14 protein-coding genes and 1 pseudogene are annotated in these 18,664 nt (G+C 45.0%); 9 read left to right on the plus strand and 6 right to left on the minus strand.

What is annotated here, in order from left to right:
• Positions 1–68: 68 nt before the first annotated feature.
• The 6 genes and pseudogenes from ACHZCY_RS17445 to ACHZCY_RS17470 all read left to right on the plus strand — a co-directional run bounded on the left by ACHZCY_RS17445 (position 69) and on the right by ACHZCY_RS17470 (position 4,855).
• Positions 69–782, plus strand: a complete 714-nt coding sequence (locus ACHZCY_RS17445; protein WP_319549818.1) for a pirin family protein — start codon at positions 69–71, stop codon at positions 780–782.
• Positions 783–815: 33 nt separating this feature from the next.
• Positions 816–1,364, plus strand: a complete 549-nt coding sequence (locus tag ACHZCY_RS17450; RefSeq protein ID WP_205224742.1) for an NADPH-dependent FMN reductase — start codon at positions 816–818, stop codon at positions 1,362–1,364.
• Between the two features lie 34 nt (positions 1,365–1,398).
• Positions 1,399–2,075: pseudogene (locus ACHZCY_RS17455) on the plus strand (hydrolase).
• Between the two features lie 65 nt (positions 2,076–2,140).
• Positions 2,141–3,073 (plus strand): YceI family protein, encoded by a 933-nt coding sequence (locus ACHZCY_RS17460; protein ID WP_319549821.1) that lies wholly within the window; start codon positions 2,141–2,143, stop codon positions 3,071–3,073.
• A gap of 440 nt (positions 3,074–3,513) precedes the next feature.
• A complete protein-coding gene (locus ACHZCY_RS17465) occupies positions 3,514–4,674 on the plus strand; it encodes an MFS transporter (protein WP_319549822.1) in 1,161 nt (386 codons plus the stop codon).
• 7 nt (positions 4,675–4,681) lie between these two features.
• Positions 4,682–4,855 carry a hypothetical protein gene (locus ACHZCY_RS17470; RefSeq protein WP_319549823.1) on the plus strand — a complete coding sequence of 58 codons (174 nt, stop codon included), beginning with the start codon at positions 4,682–4,684 and terminating at the stop codon, positions 4,853–4,855.
• Here ACHZCY_RS17470 and ACHZCY_RS17475 read toward each other — a convergent pair.
• On the minus strand, positions 4,836–5,138 hold the full coding sequence (locus tag ACHZCY_RS17475; protein ID WP_319549824.1) for a hypothetical protein: 303 nt from the start codon (positions 5,136–5,138) through the stop codon (positions 4,836–4,838). The two genes, ACHZCY_RS17470 and ACHZCY_RS17475, sit on opposite strands and share 20 nt — an antisense overlap.
• 43 nt (positions 5,139–5,181) lie before the next feature.
• Positions 5,182–5,679 carry a hypothetical protein gene (locus ACHZCY_RS17480; protein WP_319549825.1) on the minus strand — a complete coding sequence of 166 codons (498 nt, stop codon included), beginning with the start codon at positions 5,677–5,679 and terminating at the stop codon, positions 5,182–5,184.
• A 298-nt stretch (positions 5,680–5,977) separates the two neighbouring features.
• Here ACHZCY_RS17480 and ACHZCY_RS17485 point away from each other — a divergent pair, with 298 nt between their 5' ends.
• The 3 genes from ACHZCY_RS17485 to ACHZCY_RS17495 are packed head-to-tail and all read left to right on the plus strand — an operon-like array spanning position 5,978 to position 12,996.
• Positions 5,978–7,300 (plus strand): TolC family protein, encoded by a 1,323-nt coding sequence (locus ACHZCY_RS17485; RefSeq protein ID WP_319549826.1) that lies wholly within the window; start codon positions 5,978–5,980, stop codon positions 7,298–7,300.
• The gene (locus ACHZCY_RS17490; protein WP_319549827.1) at positions 7,293–9,212 is read left to right on the plus strand and encodes an efflux RND transporter periplasmic adaptor subunit; all 1,920 of its coding nucleotides are present in this window, start codon (positions 7,293–7,295) and stop codon (positions 9,210–9,212) included. Before ACHZCY_RS17485 ends, ACHZCY_RS17490 begins: the two co-directional genes overlap by 8 nt.
• Positions 9,202–12,996, plus strand: a complete 3,795-nt coding sequence (locus ACHZCY_RS17495) for an efflux RND transporter permease subunit (RefSeq protein ID WP_319549828.1) — start codon at positions 9,202–9,204, stop codon at positions 12,994–12,996. Before ACHZCY_RS17490 ends, ACHZCY_RS17495 begins: the two co-directional genes overlap by 11 nt.
• 98 nt (positions 12,997–13,094) lie before the next feature.
• On the opposite strand, the gene ACHZCY_RS17500 is transcribed toward ACHZCY_RS17495, so the two are convergent.
• From ACHZCY_RS17500 to ACHZCY_RS17515, 4 genes are read right to left on the minus strand one after another with little or no spacing between them, the layout of a single operon-like run.
• Complete coding sequence (locus ACHZCY_RS17500) at positions 13,095–13,421, minus strand: STAS domain-containing protein (RefSeq protein WP_319549829.1); 327 nt, start codon at positions 13,419–13,421, stop codon at positions 13,095–13,097.
• A gap of 14 nt (positions 13,422–13,435) precedes the next feature.
• Positions 13,436–13,843, minus strand: a complete 408-nt coding sequence (locus tag ACHZCY_RS17505; RefSeq protein ID WP_269755903.1) for an ATP-binding protein — start codon at positions 13,841–13,843, stop codon at positions 13,436–13,438.
• Positions 13,844–13,885: 42 nt separating this feature from the next.
• Entirely contained in the window at positions 13,886–16,426 is a 2,541-nt protein-coding gene (locus ACHZCY_RS17510; RefSeq protein ID WP_319549830.1) for an ABC transporter ATP-binding protein/permease, read from the minus strand.
• Positions 16,423–18,291 carry a SpoIIE family protein phosphatase gene (locus tag ACHZCY_RS17515; protein WP_319549831.1) on the minus strand — a complete coding sequence of 623 codons (1,869 nt, stop codon included), beginning with the start codon at positions 18,289–18,291 and terminating at the stop codon, positions 16,423–16,425. The genes ACHZCY_RS17510 and ACHZCY_RS17515 overlap by 4 nt, the downstream gene beginning before the upstream one ends.
• Between the last annotated feature and the right edge of the window lie 373 nt (positions 18,292–18,664).

An 18,664-nucleotide genomic window follows, 5' to 3' on the forward strand; every position in this document is an offset into this window, starting at 1 on the left:
ACATGTTTCGACATCGAAATAATGGTAGATTTTATGAAATATAACCGCTCACCATACAGGAGAATATAATGAAACCAATGTATCACGAAAATCAATCAAGAGGACTGTCTGATCATGGTTGGCTAAAAAGCAGACACACTTTTAGTTTTGCCGATTACTACAACCCTGAGAGCATGAATTTTGGATTATTGCGAGTGCTTAACGATGACATCGTCACGCCATCAATGGGATTTGGAACTCATCCTCATGAAAACATGGAGATAATTTCTATCCCTCTTTCAGGGGCTTTACGACATCAAGACAGTATGGGCAACAAGCATATCATATCTACAGGTGAAGTCCAGATTATGTCGGCAGGAAGAGGCATAACCCACTCGGAGTACAATGACTCATTTTCAGAAGATGTAAATTTTCTTCAAATCTGGGTGCTGCCAAAAGAAAGGGACATTACCCCAAGGTATGATCAGAAACTCTTTGATGAAGGTAATAGAAAAAACAGGTTCCAGCTTCTTGTAGCACCAGAAAATTCGGAAGAAACGGTATTGATCAACCAGGATGCCTGGTTTTCACTAGCTGATATTGAGGCTGAAAAACAGGTGATCTATGAGAAAAATGACAAAAAGAATGGTGTTTACTTCTTTGTCATCGAAGGCAATGTCAACATAGACGGTAATCCTGTTAAAAGGCGTGATGGATTGGGGATAGTAGAGGGCGAAACCTACCCAATTGTAGCTCAAAGTAAAGCGCAACTCCTGGCGATTGAGGTCCCATTGGTCGACTAAGTAGAGCCATTAATAAATCCATAAGGAGAAATTATGAAATCTTTACATGTTTTAGGAATTTGCGGCAGCCTGCGGAGTCAGTCTACTAATTTAGGGCTATTGAGATATGCAAAAGAACATGCTCCATCGGGGATGGTAATTGAATTGGCAGATTTACAAGATGTTCCTTTCTATAATGCAGATCTTAAAGATATTCCAGATCCTGTGCAGAAACTTAATGAGAGTATCGGGAATGCGGATGCATTGCTCCTCGCTTGCCCTGAATATAACTACTCGCTTGCACCTGCACTTAAGAATGCACTCGATTGGGCTTCTCGTGCACCAGATAATCATCTGCTCGCAGGAAAACCTGTGGCCATACTTGGATCGGGAGGCGGTATGGGCTCAGCAAGGTCTCAATATCACCTCAGGCAAGTATGCGTATTTCTTGATCTCCACCCTTTAAATAAACCGGAAGTATTTAGCAATGCTTTCAGCAGTAGCTTTGACGAAGAAGGGAATCTGTTGGAAACTAAGATTCAAGATTTGATAGTTCGGCAATTGCAGGCTTTACAGTCCTGGGCCCAAACTATCCACTCGTAATCAGAAACCTATCAACAAGAAGAGGATAAATATCATGGCAAATATACTTCCCAATACAGATGGTGGATTGCTGACAAAAGACAATTGTGCTGTTGTTTTTATTGACCATCAACCACAGATGACCTTTAGAGTATCGAACATTACAGACAATTGTTGGTGAACAATGTTGTAATGTTGGCCAAAGGAGCAAAAGAATACGGTGTGCCTGTAATCCTCACAGCTGTAGAAACTGAGTCATTCAGTGGATACATATGGCCTGAATTGATCGATGTTTTTCCAGGGCAGCAGCCTATAGAACGAAGCAGCATGAACTCTTGGGATGATGAAAAATTCAGAGAAGCCATTCGTGCTGCGGGCAAGAATAATATCTTGATAGCTGGTCTATGGACAGAAGTCTGTGTTGCCTGGCCAACACTTCATCTCATAAATGAAGGTTACAACGTTTATGTGGTGGAGGATGCTTGCGGCGCCACTTCAGCCGCAGCCCACGATGCTGCCCTGCGGAGAATAGTACAGGCAGGTGCCGTGCCTATGACGAGTGTTGCTACCGTGCTTGAATTCCAACGAGCCTGGGCCAATAAAGAACACTATGATGCTGTGTTAAATATATTTCGGCAACATGGTGGTGCTTATGGCGATGGGATAGATTACGCCTACACGATGGTTCATAAAGCACCTCAAGATGCAGCCAATCCACATGTCGTAAAATGAATCCAACAGAGTCCCGTTTATAGGGGTTAACTAATTATTTGTAAGTAAAAAGAGAGGATTTTGACATGACAGAACAAACTGGAAAGAATATTGTGTCAGTCGCTGATTTACGTTCAATGATTAATGAGCATCCCAGTACTCATCTGTTAGATGTACTCCCTCCTGACCATTTTGAAAAGGTACATATTCCTGGTGCTAAAAATGCTTGCGTTTTCTTTGTCTCTTTTCTGGATGATTTGGCCAGGCTGATTCCAGAAAAGAAGGAGCGAGTGGTGGTGTATGGCTCGAGCGAAAGGAGTTATGATGCAAAAATGGCCATAGAGAAAATGACCAGGGCAGGATACCTGGAAGTATATGAACTTGAAGGAGGACTTGAATCCTGGCGTGAGGCCGGAAATGTATGTGAAGGTAATAATGTTGATCAGTCAGATGATCCACAAACACAACTGACACTTTCTGATGGCAGTTTTATCATCGCTAATGATTTTAGTGTTATTAAATGGGAGGGACGTAATCCCAGTACTACTCATTTCGGAACTGTCGATATCTCCGAAGGAGAGATACACATTAAGAATGGTACAATTAGTGGAAAGATTGAAGTCGATATGAACTCAATTCATAATATTAATCTGGAGGGTGATGAATTACAGCCTGTACTAGAAGCACATCTGCGATCAGATGATTTTTTCTTCACCAGTATGTTTCCAACGGCTGTTCTTTCTTTAATAAAAGTCACCCCCATTGAGCCTCTATGGCAGACAGCACCGAACTTTCATGTAAAAGGAGAATTGACGTTACGGGGAATTACTGCTTCTCTTAATTTTGACATGACTGCGAATCAAACTGAGAATAATTCGTTAACTTTGGAAGCCCATTTTGATATAGATAGAACTCAGTGGAATATAATTTACGGATCGACACGGTTTTTCGAACATCTGGGTATGCACAAAGTTTTTGACTTGATAAGCATACAAATCCGCATTAATGCCACTCGATGAACTGTGTTCGCGACGTGTGCAATCAATAATAACATTCAGCAAGGTATAGTTGTAAAGGTTCAGACTTTTTCTGAAGTGAAGGTTACCGGTTTCTAGAGGTGCCTGTCAGGTCAAGTTTGAACCACTATACGTAATATGACCAACTATGCCTTAGGCCTAATACTGCCAAATCGAAGATAAACAATTCTGTTTCCCACTTTAATTTAGGGTTTTTCCTATGCACCTCCAGCAGTAGGTCGATCGCTGCTGCTCCACTGACTAGGCAGAAAAGATGCTCATCTTCACAGGGATTATCCTAAGCAGGAGCCTTGTGGTTCCTCTTTGAGGTTTCCCTTGGCAATCTGCATTGAGAGGAAACGACCGATAAGAAATTGTAATCATTTACGATTTATTGTGGCAGGTGAAATAGTTTTCCTATATGGTCGGTCCGAAAATGAACTGTGTGTATACGCAACAATCTTGGCCTTAGAGGAACCCTGATACTCATGCTGGCGATCATCACCAACTGTTGGGCACTATTCTGCGGAATGGGCCTTATCATGCTCGGCAACGGTTTGCAGGGCACCCTGCTGGGCGTGCGTGCTTCCTTGGAAGGATTCAGTACGACCATCACAGGGTTGGTCATGTCCGGCTATTTCATGGGGCTGATCCTTGGATGTAATATAGTACCTAAGATGGTAAGAAGGGTGGGACATATCCGCACCTTCGGTGCCCTTGCCTCACTTGCATCGACCGCCATACTGGTCCAGGCGGTTTTCGTGAATCCGTTCGCATGGTGTGCCATGCGGATCGTTACCGGTTTTTCGTACTCCGGGCTCTTCATCGTTGCCGAAAGCTGGCTGAACGAGGCTTCGGACAACGGCACCCGTGGTAAGCTGCTTTCAATCTATATGCTGGTCTCTTTAGGTGGTATGGCAGGCGGCCAGATGATGTTAAACCTCTGGCACCCCTCAAGTTACGAGCTGTTCGTTCTTGCTTCGCTGTTGATTAGTATCGCTTTGATACCCATTTTGCTTTCTGTTGCCCGTGCCCCCCAGTTCGACGTGATGGAAAATGTCTCCATTCGGCAGCTCTATCGGGTATCTCCTCTTGGTGTATTCGGAATGTTGATCAACGGTATGTGCTACGGGGCAATATTTGGCATGGGAGCTGTATACGGTACAGAGATGGAGATGTCAATCCAGCAAGTTTCCATTTTTATGGGGGCCTTGATTGTGGGGGGATTTGTCTTCCAGTACCCTCTCGGTTGGCTTTCTGACACAGTCGGTCGTTCGCTGGTAATTATCATCTCGGCTTTGGCCGGAGCCTGTGCTGCAATTTTTGCTATATATTATACGGATACCGGATTGATTCATTCTGTTTTAATTGCTTGTGTCGGAGGCTTGACCATGCCTTTATATTCGCTGTGCGGTGTACATACCAACGACTATCTTACGCCAACGCAGATGGTTGCGGCCAGTGGTACACTCGTGCTGGTAAGCGCCACCGGTGCGACTATTGGCACGCCAGTAACTGCACTCGCCATGGAGTATCTAGGCCCAGCAGGTTTTTTTTGGAAGTCTTGCTACTATGCTTTTAGTAATCTGCCTGTTTGCCATTAGCAGATCGATGGATAGGGGCCATGCCAAGGATGAGCGTGGAAAGTTCGTGGCAATGGCCAGTACACCGCTTGCAGTATCACTCAACCCAGAGGTGGAACTTGACGAGCTTGAGGCCGCCGTAACCGAAGATGCAGAGCAAGTAAAAGAGAGCTTTGAAGAGCTTATTGAAGAAACAAGGTAAAGTTGTTTTCTTTATTGGAAAAGGAACAAGATGAAAGTTTGAGACATATCCTGTTTTCTCCTTGGTTACGCATCCGGGAAGGGAAGGGCTCTAAAGCGTCTGGTAACCACTCACGGTTGGCACGAAAAAAGAAACCAATTTTTGTCAGCCATTCCCACCTAGCAATAACTATCAAAGCAACACCGTAAAATTTCCAGGAAAATTCAGTCAACTTATATCTGTGGTCAATTTGGCTGCCGGTATTGTATGCAGCAGCGACACGCAACAATATGTGGGTACGCATGCAAAGCATGCTATGCTATTAATTATACTCTCCGCTGATTTGACTACATCTGGTCATGGGGATAAGCAAACTTTATTGTATGTTCACTTGCCTGTACTCTAAAATGGCAGGAAACGTGCCATTCGCCTACCTCATCAAAGGTGAAATTAACAGCATACATCCCACCACCAAAGTGTTTGAGTTCGCCTACTTGGTCTTTCCCGGATGGTGATACGACTTTTATGTCCCCAACGACCGCTTTCATTCTTTGATTATTTTGAGAAAAGGAAACCATTATATGATGCGTTTTCCCCTCTGGGTCCTTCATCTTCATGCTGGCAAGACTCATGATTTGAAACGTTGTATGAATTCCATCAGCCATGTCTGCATGTTTAAAATGACCTGACTTGGCACCGTCTTGGGCCATTGAAGAATGGTCCATTTTCTCTTCCGACATGTCATGACCGCTGTGATTCATGTCTTTCATTGCTGATGCGGCTGTTGCAAACATAAACAACACTACAAAAAGTACTGCTGGTACTGCTTTTTCTAATTTGATCATTATTAGTCTCTCTCATAGATTGTGGTGACACGTTGTGGTACTTTACTGTAGTCATTTATTGGCAGGGTACAATGGTTCGCACAAAAATATTGTTCCAAATTGGTCTATTATTCCAGTGTTTCCATCGATATTGATAAGTATTACATTCAGTTTTTCATGCTGCTTTCCTTTTTTACATGTATGGCAAAAGCGAAAAAATCCGTCGTCCTCTTGTATAGATAGATTTTACAATTAGTATTAATGGCATAAACAACAAAATTGAGTCAGTAACGTCACAGAAAATATCCATGGGATTACTATGAGTACACTGAACGGAAAACGTGTAGTAACGAGTGCCCTTTGTTGTGCACTCCTCTCTTTGATTATGCTGGGAAAAACCTTGGCTCAAGAGACTTTTTTTGAGGCAACTACACTGGAAGATTATCTTAGGCAGGCTCAAGCAGCAAATCCTGATTTAAAAGCATTTAAAGCACGATACGAAGCGGCTATGCAACGTGCTCCACAGGTATCGGCATTGCCGGATCCGATGCTGCAAGTCACCTCTTTTGTTGAATCTGTACAGACGCGGACTGGTCCACAGGAAAATATTTTTATGCTGAGCCAACGTTTTCCCTGGTTCGGGAAGCTAAGCAGTAAAGAGAATGTCGCTACAGCAGAGGCTGAAGCTCTGTGGTACGCTTTTCAAAGTAGACAACTGTTATTGGCTAGAAAGGTGGCAACAAGCTATTTCGACTACGCGTTTACCGGAAAAGCAATCTCCTTAACCAGAGAGAACCTTGACTGGATACGAGAACTAGAGCCTATCATTGAGGAAAAAGTACGAGGTGGTGGTGATATTAACCCCCTGCTAAGGCTCAAAGTTGAAGTGGGGAAAATCGCTGACAAGGTGGCATCATTGCAACAGAAAAGAATTGCCCAATCAGCCCATATAAGCGAGTTGCTTGCAGTGACTGACGGCACGGTGTTGCCATGGCCCCAATTGGACACTCCAGAAGTTACTTCTTTGGAAGAACAGCCATTACTTGATGCTATTACGCTCAATAACCCTGAGCTGCAAATGATTAAGCGTAAAATCCATAGTGCTGAAGCCCGCCAGGAGATCGCGAGACTGGCGAGTTATCCTGACTTTACCTTTGGTATAAATTACATCCAGATTGGTTCCCCTGAAGTCAACCCCGACACTCCAGATGCGGGTACTGATCCCTGGGGAGTGACGGCATCCATGAATATCCCCCTCTGGTTTGAGAAGAATGATTCTGCCAGGGCCGAAGCGATGGCCGGTAAACGGGCGGTTATACACACATATAACAACCGCGTTAATGCGTTAGAAGCGGAAATGCGTTCCAGCCTCGCTCTTTTAGATGATGCTCACCGTCGTTTAAAACTTTACGGAGATGAGCTACTTGGGCTGGCTGAACAGGCCGTTGAAAACAGCCGGACCAGTTATGAAAGCGGACGAACCGGCATTCTGGAAGTTATTGACAGTGAACGTTCCCTGCTTGATTTACAATTACTCTCCTGGCGAGCGGCTGCCGATGCTTGGAAACAGAGGATCATCATCCAGACTTTGGTCAATCAACCGATACAAGGGTTCGTGAGTACGGAGAAACAAAATGAATAAAATAGCTGTAATTATACTCTGTAGTGCCTTTTTTTTTGTTGGTTTAAGCGTAGGGCGCTATTTCCTGCCTTCGACCCCATCTTCGGAAAACGAAAACTACATCCAGCTCGCTTCGAGCGAAAAAAGTGAGGAGCAGGAACCAGCCATATGGACCTGCTCCATGCATCCGCAGATACAGCAACCAGAGCCTGGAAACTGTCCTATCTGCGGCATGGCCTTGATCCCACTTGAAAAAGATAACAGCGATGATGACTCTCCCCGAGCGATGAGCATGAGTCGGAGTTCACGAGCACTTGCTGATATCCAGACGACTCCCGTGACACGCGAGTTCCCTGAGATGCAGGTCCGTTTGGTGGGGAAACTAGCCTATGACGAAACCCGGGTAAAATCTCTTACAGCCAGGTTTCCTGCACGGATTGATGAACTGTATGTCAATTTTACCGGCGTAAAAGTAAAAACAGGCGAACATCTGGCCAAGGTCTACAGTCCCGAACTCCTTACTGCTCAACGTGAACTGCTGACGGCCTATAAACGTGACCCTAACAGTTCTATTACCCGCGCCGCTCGTGGAAAGCTTCGTCTTTGGGGCCTTTTACCGTACCAGGTTGACAGCATTATTAAAAAAGGAAAGGCTCGTGACCACTTCGTGCTGCGTGCGCCCATAGGGGGACTCGTAGTATCTAAAAACGTTCAGGAAGGGGATTACGTTCAAACAGGTAGCCCCTTCTTTCGCATTGTTGATCTCACCGAACTGTGGCTTAACCTTGATGCCTATGAATCTGATATTACCTGGCTCCGTTATGGACAGGAGGTTGCATTTTCGGTGGAGTCTTTTCCGGGTGAAGAATTTCATGGTCGGATTGCCTTCATTGAACCTGAGGTAGACAGGAAAACCCGGACGGTTTCCATCCGGGTCAATGTTCCCAATCAGGATGGACGACTTAAGCCAGGGATGTTTGCCCGTGGCGATGTTGCCGTTAAAATGGCAGAAGGTGGCCAGGTTTTTGCCCCTGAATTTGCCGGTAAATGGATAAGCCCCATGCATCCTGAGATTATTAAGGATGGACCTGGCAAGTGTGATGTTTGCGGCATGCCCCTTGTTCCGGCTGAAGAGTTGGGTTACGTGGAAAATGTAGACGTTGCCATGCCGTTGGTTATCCCTGATTCTGCAGTCTTGCGCACCGGTAAACGAGCTGTAGTTTATGTAGCAAAGCAAGATGCCAAGCGACCAACGTACGAGGGACGGGAAGTTGTACTGGGCCCACGAGCAGGTAATTTTTTTATAGTCAAGAGTGGACTGAGTGAAGGTGAACGGATTGTTAGCAATGGTGCCTTCAAGATCGACAGTGCTCTCCAGATTCAGGCTAAGCCAAGCATGATGAACCCTCAAGGAGGGGGGCCTGCATCGGTCCACGACCATGGCGGTACAAGTACCACCGCAGAAGCGGATAACGCCCATCAAGAGGGCGCTGCAATGGTTGAAATTTCCGGTGATCTTGGCGCACAGTTACTCTCGCCCTACCTCGCCCTTCAGGCGGCACTGGCTGCAGATGACCTGGCTGCTGCCAAGGCCGGCCTCAAGGCAATGATGGAAATCGCCGGTCATGCAGGAAAACTCCCTGAAATGCTCCATTCCATGCTGGCTGCGGAATCACTGGACGACGTACGTCGTCCACATTTTGAAACGCTTTCCAATGCCTTAATTGCGGCCGTCAAAGCAAATCCTACATCATTTACCAGCGAATTACTGATTATGCATTGTCCTATGGCCTTTGGTGATCGTGGAGCGGACTGGCTACAGATGTCTGAACCACTCCAAAACCCCTATTTCGGGGCTGTTATGCTGACTTGCGGTGATGTTAAGGAACGGCTGATTCCAAATCAAAATGGACACGACGAGCATGATCACTGAGCAATCATCCAATCCGATTAACAAGCTCATCCGTTTTTGCCTGGAGAATAAGCTTGTTGTGGTACTTTTTACTGTTGTCCTGATTCTCTGGGGTGTCATGGTTGCCCCCTTTGACTGGGAATTCGAAACATTCCCGCGCGACCCGGTACCGGTCGATGCTATCCCGGATATCGGTGAAAATCAGCAAATCGTTTTTACCAAGTGGATGGGACGTTCCCCCCAGGACATTGAGGATCAAATAACCTATCCCTTAACCACTGCTTTGCTTGGTCTTCCTCAGGTAAAAACCATTCGCAGTTACTCCATGTTTGGTTTTTCGTCCATCTATATCATTTTCAAAGAAGACGTTGAATTCTACTGGACACGCAGTAGAATCCTTGAGAAGCTCAATAGCTTGCCATCCGGAACCTTGCCGCAGGGGGTTACCCCGCAACTGGGCCCAGATGCCACCGCACTGGGGCAGATTTTCTGGTATACCTTGGAGGGCATGGATAGCAGTGGCAACCCAACCGGAGGGTGGGATCTGGATGAACTGCGCAGCATCCAGGATTGGTATGTTCGCTATGGTTTGCAAGGTGTCGATGGAGTAGCAGAGGTGTCATCCATTGGCGGTTTTGTAAAAGAATACCAGGTTGATGTCGATCCTGATGCCCTGCGTACCTATAACATTGCCTTGCATGAGGTCTTTAATGCTGTACGTGCGAGTAATCTTGATGTCGGTGCCCGTACAATAGAAGTCAATAGTGTCGAGTATGTAATTCGCGGTCTTGGATTCATTGAAAACCTTGATGACCTACGACAGACTGTTATTACCCAGCGCAACAATATTCCTGTAACCCTTGATCAGATTGCTCAGGTTGCCTATGGGCCGGCCCTGAGGCGTGGAGCCCTTGATAAGGCAGGAGCAGAGGCCGTAGGGGGTGTTGTTGTCACCCGCTATGGTGAAAATCCGCTTGCGGTTATCAAGCGTGTGAAAGAGAAGATTGAAAAAATATCGCCTGGCCTGCCCAAAAAAAAAATGGAGGATGGAACCCTCAGCCAGGTTAAGATTGTACCATTTTACGATCGTACCGGTTTGATATACGAAACGTTGGGAACCTTAGAGGATGCCGTTCGCCAACAAATTTTAGTGACGATCATCGTCGTTGTTGTGATGGTGCTCCATTTGCGCAGCGCCACCTTGATTTCCGGTGTTCTTCCCCTGGCAGTATTGTTTGCCTTTATCGGCATGCGGCTTTTCAAGGTCGATGCCAATGTTGTCGCCTTGTCTGGGATTGCTATTGCCATTGGGACGATTGTGGATATGGGCGTGGTGCTCACCGAAAATATCCTCAAACATCTTGACGATGCTGCGCCAAAAGAGAATCGACTGGAAGTTGTGTACCGGGCCTGTACGGAAGTAGCCAGTGCCGTTGTAACGGCCGTGCTTACCACTGTTATCAGCTTTCTCCCTGTCTTCACCATGGAAGCAGCAGAAGGGAAGCTGTTCCGTCCGCTGGCGTATACAAAGACCTTTGCCCTTATTGGCTCTATTGTCGTTGCTTTAACCATACTCCCGCCACTTGCCCACTGGCTTATTGCCGGTACACACAAGGCAAGATGGTCAAAAATAGGCCTTTGGGGAACTATTGCCCTGTTGGGTCTCGTAGGAATGGCTTTCATCTCATGGTTTCCTTGGTGGCTTGGCCTACTGATGATCATTACTGCAGTCTTCCATTTGGCAGACCAAAAGCTCCCGTTCAATGTACGTCGCGTTATTTTGTTTTTATTTAATATCATTGTTGCAGTACTGGTTGCCATATGGCTGGCTGAGGACTGGAAGCCACTTGGACCAGAACAGCAATCCCACAATATGATTTTCGTGCTGCTTACAGTGGGCGGGCTACTGACATTTATTTATTTCTTTATTCATTTCTATGCAAAGATCCTGGCGGCTATTTTACGCTGTAAGACTGCCTTCCTCCTCTTCAGTAGTGTTATCGTAATTTTTGGTTTTACAGTGTGGCTTGGAGCAGACAAGGTGCTGGGGTGGATGCCGGAAACATTGAGGAACTCCCGACCTTACGTATCCCTGGCACACAACGTCCCCGGCCTGGGTAAGGAGTTTATGCCGGCATTGGATGAAGGGTCGTATCTCTTGATGCCGACCACCATGCCCCATGCATCGATCGGCGAGGCAATGGATGTGTTACGTAAGCAGGACATGGCGATTAATGCGATCCCGGAAGTTGAGCTGGCTGTAGGGAAACTTGGGCGGGTGGAAAGTCCGCTCGATCCTGCTCCTATTTCAATGATAGAAACAATTATCACCTATGCTTCGGAATTTAAGACCGACAATGACGGTCGTATCCTGACCTTTGCCTACAATGGAGAGGAGGATGTTTTTCTCCGTGATGAGGGTAACAACCTGATCCTGGATAAAAAGGGTCGCCCTTTTCGTCAATGGCGTGATGAAATTAAAAGCCCTGACGACATCTGGGACTTGATAGTTGATGCGGCCTCGATTTCGGGAACCACATCAGCGCCCAAGCTGCAGCCTATTGCCGCCAGAATAGTGATGTTGCAGAGCGGTATGCGTGCTCCCATGGGATTAAAGGTATATGGGCCAGATCTGGAGACAATCGAAAAGACAGCTCTGGATATCGAGGGCCTTTTGAAACAGGTTCCTTCTGTCAAAGCTGAAGCTGTCCTTGCAGATCGTATTGTCGGCAAACCATACCTTGAGGTGGATATCAACCGGGAGGCCATAGCCCGTTACGGAATAAAGGTAAAGATGGTCCAGGATGTGATCGAAGTAGCTATCGGCGGCAAACCGATCACCCAAACAGTCGAGGGACGAGAACGTTACTCCGTTCGAGTGCGCTATATGAGGGAATTAAGAGATACCATTGAATCTATCTCCACCATTTTGGTCGCTGCGCCCGACGGAACCCAGATACCGCTACGCGAGCTGGCTTCCATCAATTATGTCCGTGGCCCGCAGGTCATCAAAAGCGAAGACACGTTTCTGGTCGGCTATGTGATTTTTGATAAAAAGCAAGGGTATGCCGAAGTGGAAGTAGTGGAGCAGGCACAGGCGTTCCTACAGGGTAAAATACGCTCAGGTGAGCTATCCATTCCATCAGGAGTTAATTATACGTTCACCGGGAGTTATGAGAATCAGGTTCGTGCTGAGAAAAAACTCAAAATTGTACTGCCTATTGCCCTGTTCGCCATTTGGCTCATTCTCTACTTTCAGTTTAAAAAGAACGTAACCACCATGCTCGTCTTCTCAGGTATCCTCTTCGCATGGTCCGGGGGCTTCATCATGATTTGGCTCTACGGGCAGCCTTGGTTTCTTAATTTTGAGATATTGGGTCACAACCTGCGGGGGTTATTTCAAATGGGGACTATAAACTTGAGTGTTGCGGTCTGGGTAGGCTTTCTTGCTCTTTTTGGGATTGCTACAGATAATGGCGTAATTGTCTGCACCTATCTGCAACAGGTCTTTAAAGAACAATCGCCAGGTACTGTCGCAACTATCCGGGCTGCCACAGTGCAAGCAGGTGAAAGGCGTGTACGCCCTGCGATGATGACAAGCGCTACGACGATCCTGGCGCTTTTACCTGTGCTGACGTCCACAGGTAGAGGGTCTGATGTGATGGTTCCCATGGCAATACCAACATTCGGTGGTATGATGCTTGCCATCCTTACTATTTTTGTTGTCCCGGTATTTTACTGTGGCTTGGCTGAAATATCTCTGAAGCTGAAATTAAAAACTACCACTGCTGATGAGCAGGGGTAAGCGTTGTACGAACTTTCAATCCGTTATTTACGAAAAAATACCTCCTAAATCCTGCAATTGCCAAGTTTGATATGCAAGATTTAGGAAGTTTGTTAACTTTACTCAAGGAATTCTTCAATTGTATTGACCATGGGGATGAAGGAATCAAACCCAGATATTTCAAATATTTCTCGGATGTGATCCTGAGCCTTCCAGATTCCAAATTTGTTGCCGCTTTTTTTAAGACTGCGCGCAAAATTAAAAATAACTCTGAGCCCTGCACTGGAGATATACTCAAGTTCCGCAAAATCCATGATAAGTGGTTTACCCGGCTGCATGGAAAAAGAAGATATCCAATGTTCTGCTTCTTCAGCAGTACCGGAGTCAAGGCGACCAATGATATTGATAATGATATAGTCGTTACTGTCTGATGTAGTGATTTGCATAGAGGCTTTTTTTGTTATTTAATTGTTTTTGTAAATCTGAGAATGTTTTTCTCATCTTTTCTTGCGTATGTATAGCTATCTACAAAGTGTCGTACTAAATGGATACCAAGCCCTCCAGCCTGTCGCTCTTCAAAGGGCCTGCGTATGTCGGGAGATTCGACTTGAAGAGGGTTGAAAACCGGTCCATTGTCCTTATACACTATCAGTAGATCAGGGCCTGCCCGTTCCAGTGACACTTCAATTGAATTGGCAAATTCAGTGGAACAATATTTGAAAAAATTGGTATAGAGTTCTTCGATTATCAGAATTATTTCCAGGATTATTTTGTGAGAAACATCCCAAGTTTCAGCTAAATTTTCACATTGCATTCGGAATGCTTCAAAACTATCTTCTGATGAATCCAAAAAAAAGTGTACTTTCATATTGTAAATGATACCCACCCTTTAACTCTTTCAGCTATTAGGTTATGTCCGTCTTTGCGCCGTTTTTCCAGTAACAAGTTCGTGTAACACGCCATTGCTACGCATCAATTCTTTATACGTACCGTATTCTACCAATTTACCGGATTTCATTACACCCACGGCGTCAAAATGTTGAATTGTATCCAGTCGATGTACTACAGCAATAACCGTACGTTTCCCTTTCCACCTCTCTATTAGTCGTTGAATCCTTGCTTGTGATTTATTGTCCAGGGCTGAGGTCGCTTCATCCATGAGGATCACTTTTGGCTCTTTGAGCAGAACCCTGGCAATGGCAAGTTTTTGTTTTTGCCCACCTGATAATTTGTCGCCCATATTTCCCACATTATATTCCATTCCCGCTTCAGCAACATCTTCCAGGCAATCTTCCTCTATCAGCAGGCGAATGATTGCCTGATTCACCTGTTCGTTGGGTAAAGTTTCATCGGTCTTCATCTTGCCAAAAAGGATGTTGTTAAAAACAGATCTTCCCTGGATAGGTTCGTCTTTTTTTAAATATGTAAATAAATCTGTATACTCTCGATTACTTAATTGCTTCCAGTGAGGCCTGACGGAGAGGATACGGGCTTCAAGGCCGGGAGGCATTGAAAAAGATGAATGGATACCTGGCGCATATAACAATGCTGTTTTGAGGAGAAGATGTTGCTCCTTGATGGAAAGCTCATAGTGTGGGGTTGCATCCAGTCGGCTGACAAGTGACACATATTCTGATGCCGCATCAACAGAGATAGGGGTAGCCAGTATCGCTTTTTCATTGTTCTTTGATGCAAGGTGATACTCGACAGACAGTTTCGCTATTTGCTTTCCTAAAGCAAGTAAAGGGGGAATGAGGTTGTGTTTGCTGAGAAAATCTATAAAAGACGATTGAGCGAAAAGGGCCGTAAAGGTACTCTCTGTATCCCGCGATACGGCAAAAGTAATATTGTCCAGAATGGTTGAATATTGAAGATAGACTTTATGGTCATAAAACTCAATATAACGTTCATGCGGTGTGCCGGAATTACGCCTAAATTTTTCCCGCATAGTAATAAGCTTAGAGGTTACAGCCGGCGTTGAATTTTCATAAGCGGTCTCAAGGCCGAACCGAATGACGTCAACAAAAAAGCCGGCCTGTTGAAGACTTAAAATAAGGTGGTCAAGGTGGGGAGATTGAAACGTTTTTTTCTCAACACCGCTCTTACTGTCAACGGAATGGTGCGCATAGAGAAGGTTATCGAGTACGCTTCCCGAAAAAATAAATGGATGCTGAGAGATATACCCCACATGCTTTATAAGCTCACTTTTAGGTATGTTTTTTATCTCTATTCCATCAAGCTTTATGGAACCGCTGGTATAGCTAAACATTTTAGCAAGACATTGCACGAGCGTAGACTTACCGCTTCCGGAAAATCCAACCAAAGCAAGGTGTTGACCTGGCTGTAAGGAGAGTGTTACCTGCTGTAACAATGCTTTACCTTCTGCAACAGTGTATCCCACATTGGACAACTCCAAAGCTCCATGAATGGACACAGAGTCCATTGCTTGTCCAGTAAGTAGAGGCATAGAGGGGATATCAAAGGACTGCATGGTTCGTTGATATCGTACCGAAGCGTCCTGGTATACCTGATAAAACTCAATCAGTTCTTTCCAGGGATCATACAATTTTTCTTGAGCAGAAAGAAAGGCAACCATTGAGCCAAGTGCAAGCTGCCCGTTCATAACCAAGTAGCCCCCAAAGATGAACACGATAAAGGGACCGAGATTAACAAAATAGTTGTTTGTCGATTTGATACTAAAACGAAATAAAGACCATTTGAGTCGTATAGATTGGAGATGCTCAACAAGTTGATCGAACTTCCGTTTTTCAATGGAATAAGCACCGTGAACATTGATTTCATGAATGCCGGTAATCGATTCCGTAATCTGGCTTGCAACCAACCGGGATTGATCCACTCTCTTCTTATTGAGTCGGTTGGCCTTTTTCTGTAAATAAGGAACGAAAATGACAACAATCGGATAAATTGCCAGTGTGCAAAGGGCCAGCTGCGGGTGGAGCCAGAGCAGATAGCCCGCAAAGGCGAGTAATGTCAGTATATTAGCCACAGGGGCAGCCAGCGCCATCCCAGCAAAAGTACCAGCTGATGCCAGTTCAGTCATAAGGGAGGCTACGACTACACCTGGTTGAGTGTTGCGGAAAAAAAGAAGAGGTAGAGAAATTATATGACTATAGAGGGCTGTTCTCATACGCAATATAGCCTGTTCACCTATTCTTGCCTGTAGGTAATTAACACACAGTTTACTTACCCCGGTAATCGTGACGGCAAGCAGGTAAATGGCGCAATAAACTAATAATTGGTCAAGTTTTTTAAGAACTATTGCCTCGTTTACGATCCGTTTTTGCATCTCCAAAGGTATGACTCGAGCAATCACCATTACTGCTATCAACACAAGTAAAAGCAGTTGCAATTTCAGGTTTTTGTGAAACGCCCAGAAAAACAGATTCTTCTTGGTTACCGGAGGCTGTATTGGTTGAGTATCGGCTTTCACGTTTTGATGCTTTTGCTAGATGAAAGAGTTGAAGACGATGATAGGTTATTGGCCAAAGAGTTCTGCTCAAGTGAAATAACGACCAGCGTAATGTCATCCATTTGTTCAGCATCTCCTCGGAATACGGTAACCTCCTCGATGATCTTTTGGATTATCTGAGCAGGTTGGGCGTGATGGTTATTTCGAATAATCTCTTTTACCCTTTCTTTGCCAAAACGTTCCAATTGCTCATTTTCAAGATCCCACACTCCATCACTACCAATAATGAGAATATGTTTGGAGTGCGTCAGGTGGAAAGTATTACCCTTGTATTGGATGTCGGCATCCAAGCCGAGCACTAATCCTTTTCCTAGCAGTTCTGTAAAAGTATCATTTGCAGGAGTAAAAAGAAGGGCAGGCTCATGACCGGCTCGAATCCATTCAACGGTGTTGTTGTTCGGTTCTATTTCAAGGTAAAACAGTGAAGCGAAATTGCCATATTGTAATGTGTCCCAACACAGGTATCGATTGACATCGTTTATACGCTCTGCTGCTAACCCAGGCTTCTGAACTCGAACACGTAAAAGGGCCCTGAGGGTTGCCATGAGTAGCGCTGCACCTATACCATGGCCAACAACATCACCGACAGCTACATGAAGTTTTCCAGGATGTGTTTCTGATTCGATAAAATCGAAGTAATCTCCTCCGGTTTCGTCACAATAAATACTTACGCCGCTTGCAGTTATTCCTTTGTCTGAATAGTCATTCTGGGGCAAAAGTGTCATCTGCACTTCTTTTGCAATCTCCATTGCTTTGTGCAGCTGCAGGCCCCGTTGGAGTTGAGAGGTCATTCGGTTGAAGCTATGGAGTAAATCACCGACTTCGTCTTTTGTGGAAACCTTAAACGGTTTGCTGAAGTTTCCGTTTGCCAGCTCGTCTGCTGCTGTTGATACCTGCTTGATGGATTGGGTGGTTTGTTTAAAGCTGGAGCGAATAAACCACAGTAAAACTGTGATGCAAGACAGAGCTGTAATAATGTATGCAAGTCTGAATTTTATCAGCGGCTGCAGTACCTTCTTTCCTGGAGCTATAATCACCATCGTCCAAGGAGCTTGATGCAGTCGATAAAATCCGCTGATCTCCGTCGGAGGGATGCCTTTGCCAAAAACAATTCCAGATTCATCCGTTGATAACGCAGCTAATGTCTTTTTTTCAAGAGCGTTAGACTGGCCGAACTGTTTGGTCGAGTGTTGAGCGGTTTGTTCTTTGTTATTAATTGTTTGAGCTAGAATATGACCATCCTGATCAACAATATACGCCTTATAGATATTCCACCATTTAGATTGAATTGTTTGCGCAATGAGTTGTTCAAAATCAAGATATAGTTCTATCTTACCGATTATTTCATCCTCCATGTTTACAAGACTGGTGCTCAACAGGACGTTGTTTTGCTCAACAGCTACTTCATAGAGAGGCGGGGTAACTCCCAGTACTTTACCTGTATTTTTTTCATTTTTTGACCGGTGTAATATATGCCGTCTCATTCTGAGCCCCTGGCTTCCCATTTCATTGGGCCATTCGGCATTGATCTCAGTTACTCCCTGAATTTGATGCAAGCGATCAACAATGATTTCATGAATGCCGGTTTCCAAATCTCTTTTTGACATGCCGTCGAGAAAAGAAAGTAATTGTTTTGGCCGGTTAAGCTGCATGTCAATATTATGGGCGGCTTTTTCCAACTGAGCCAGCGCCGTTTCTCCCCACTGGTCAACCAGAACATTACGGACAGCTATAAAGCCAAAGACACCTGTCAGGGTCAGAAACAGGAAAATCGGCAGTATAATGAACACCACGGTTCGTTGGTGGAGTGTTTTTGGCTCGTACATAGGCTTGATTATAAATGGAGTGTGGGTAAGGCGTTAGAAACAGTTACTAACAATAAGTATAAACTACTATTTATAGGTAAACTTATGCAGCTTTTTTTTTGAATGGTTTTGCCGGTGAGAGTAATAACAGGGAAATATCAGATAACTTTGATGGAGGAATGGCAATAGTTGGGAGTACTATAAAAAAATTGACCAGGGATATTTAGTGGTGTTCTTCAAACTCTTTTCGCTTTTATCGGTGAGTATAACAAACTGCCAAGGTTTGCTTTGCTCAGTATTGGCCGGCATGACGTATACTTCCTGATGAGGTTTTAGCACAGAGTACGTAGAAAATCCTCCCGGACCAAAGTCAACATCTTTCCACTAAGCCGCG

It is taken from the genome of Desulfogranum marinum, assembly GCF_963675105.2.
Lineage (GTDB): Bacteria > Desulfobacterota > Desulfobulbia > Desulfobulbales > Desulfobulbaceae > Desulfogranum > Desulfogranum marinum.

Bases quoted from the DNA above. Each gene is read 5' to 3' on its own strand.
- ACHZCY_RS17445 (WP_319549818.1), top strand. From the start codon at position 69: ATGAAACCAATGTATCACGAAAATCAATCAAGAGGACTGTCTGATCAT.
- ACHZCY_RS17450 (WP_205224742.1), top strand. From the start codon at position 816: ATGAAATCTTTACATGTTTTAGGAATTTGCGGCAGCCTGCGGAGTCAG.
- ACHZCY_RS17460 (WP_319549821.1), top strand. From the start codon at position 2,141: ATGACAGAACAAACTGGAAAGAATATTGTGTCAGTCGCTGATTTACGT.
- ACHZCY_RS17470 (WP_319549823.1), top strand. From the start codon at position 4,682: ATGGATAGGGGCCATGCCAAGGATGAGCGTGGAAAGTTCGTGGCAATG.
- ACHZCY_RS17475 (WP_319549824.1), bottom strand. From the start codon at position 5,138: ATGCGTACCCACATATTGTTGCGTGTCGCTGCTGCATACAATACCGGC.
- ACHZCY_RS17480 (WP_319549825.1), bottom strand. From the start codon at position 5,679: ATGATCAAATTAGAAAAAGCAGTACCAGCAGTACTTTTTGTAGTGTTG.
- ACHZCY_RS17485 (WP_319549826.1), top strand. From the start codon at position 5,978: ATGAGTACACTGAACGGAAAACGTGTAGTAACGAGTGCCCTTTGTTGT.
- ACHZCY_RS17490 (WP_319549827.1), top strand. From the start codon at position 7,293: ATGAATAAAATAGCTGTAATTATACTCTGTAGTGCCTTTTTTTTTGTT.
- ACHZCY_RS17495 (WP_319549828.1), top strand. From the start codon at position 9,202: ATGATCACTGAGCAATCATCCAATCCGATTAACAAGCTCATCCGTTTT.
- ACHZCY_RS17500 (WP_319549829.1), bottom strand. From the start codon at position 13,421: ATGCAAATCACTACATCAGACAGTAACGACTATATCATTATCAATATC.
- ACHZCY_RS17505 (WP_269755903.1), bottom strand. From the start codon at position 13,843: ATGAAAGTACACTTTTTTTTGGATTCATCAGAAGATAGTTTTGAAGCA.
- ACHZCY_RS17515 (WP_319549831.1), bottom strand. From the start codon at position 18,291: ATGTACGAGCCAAAAACACTCCACCAACGAACCGTGGTGTTCATTATA.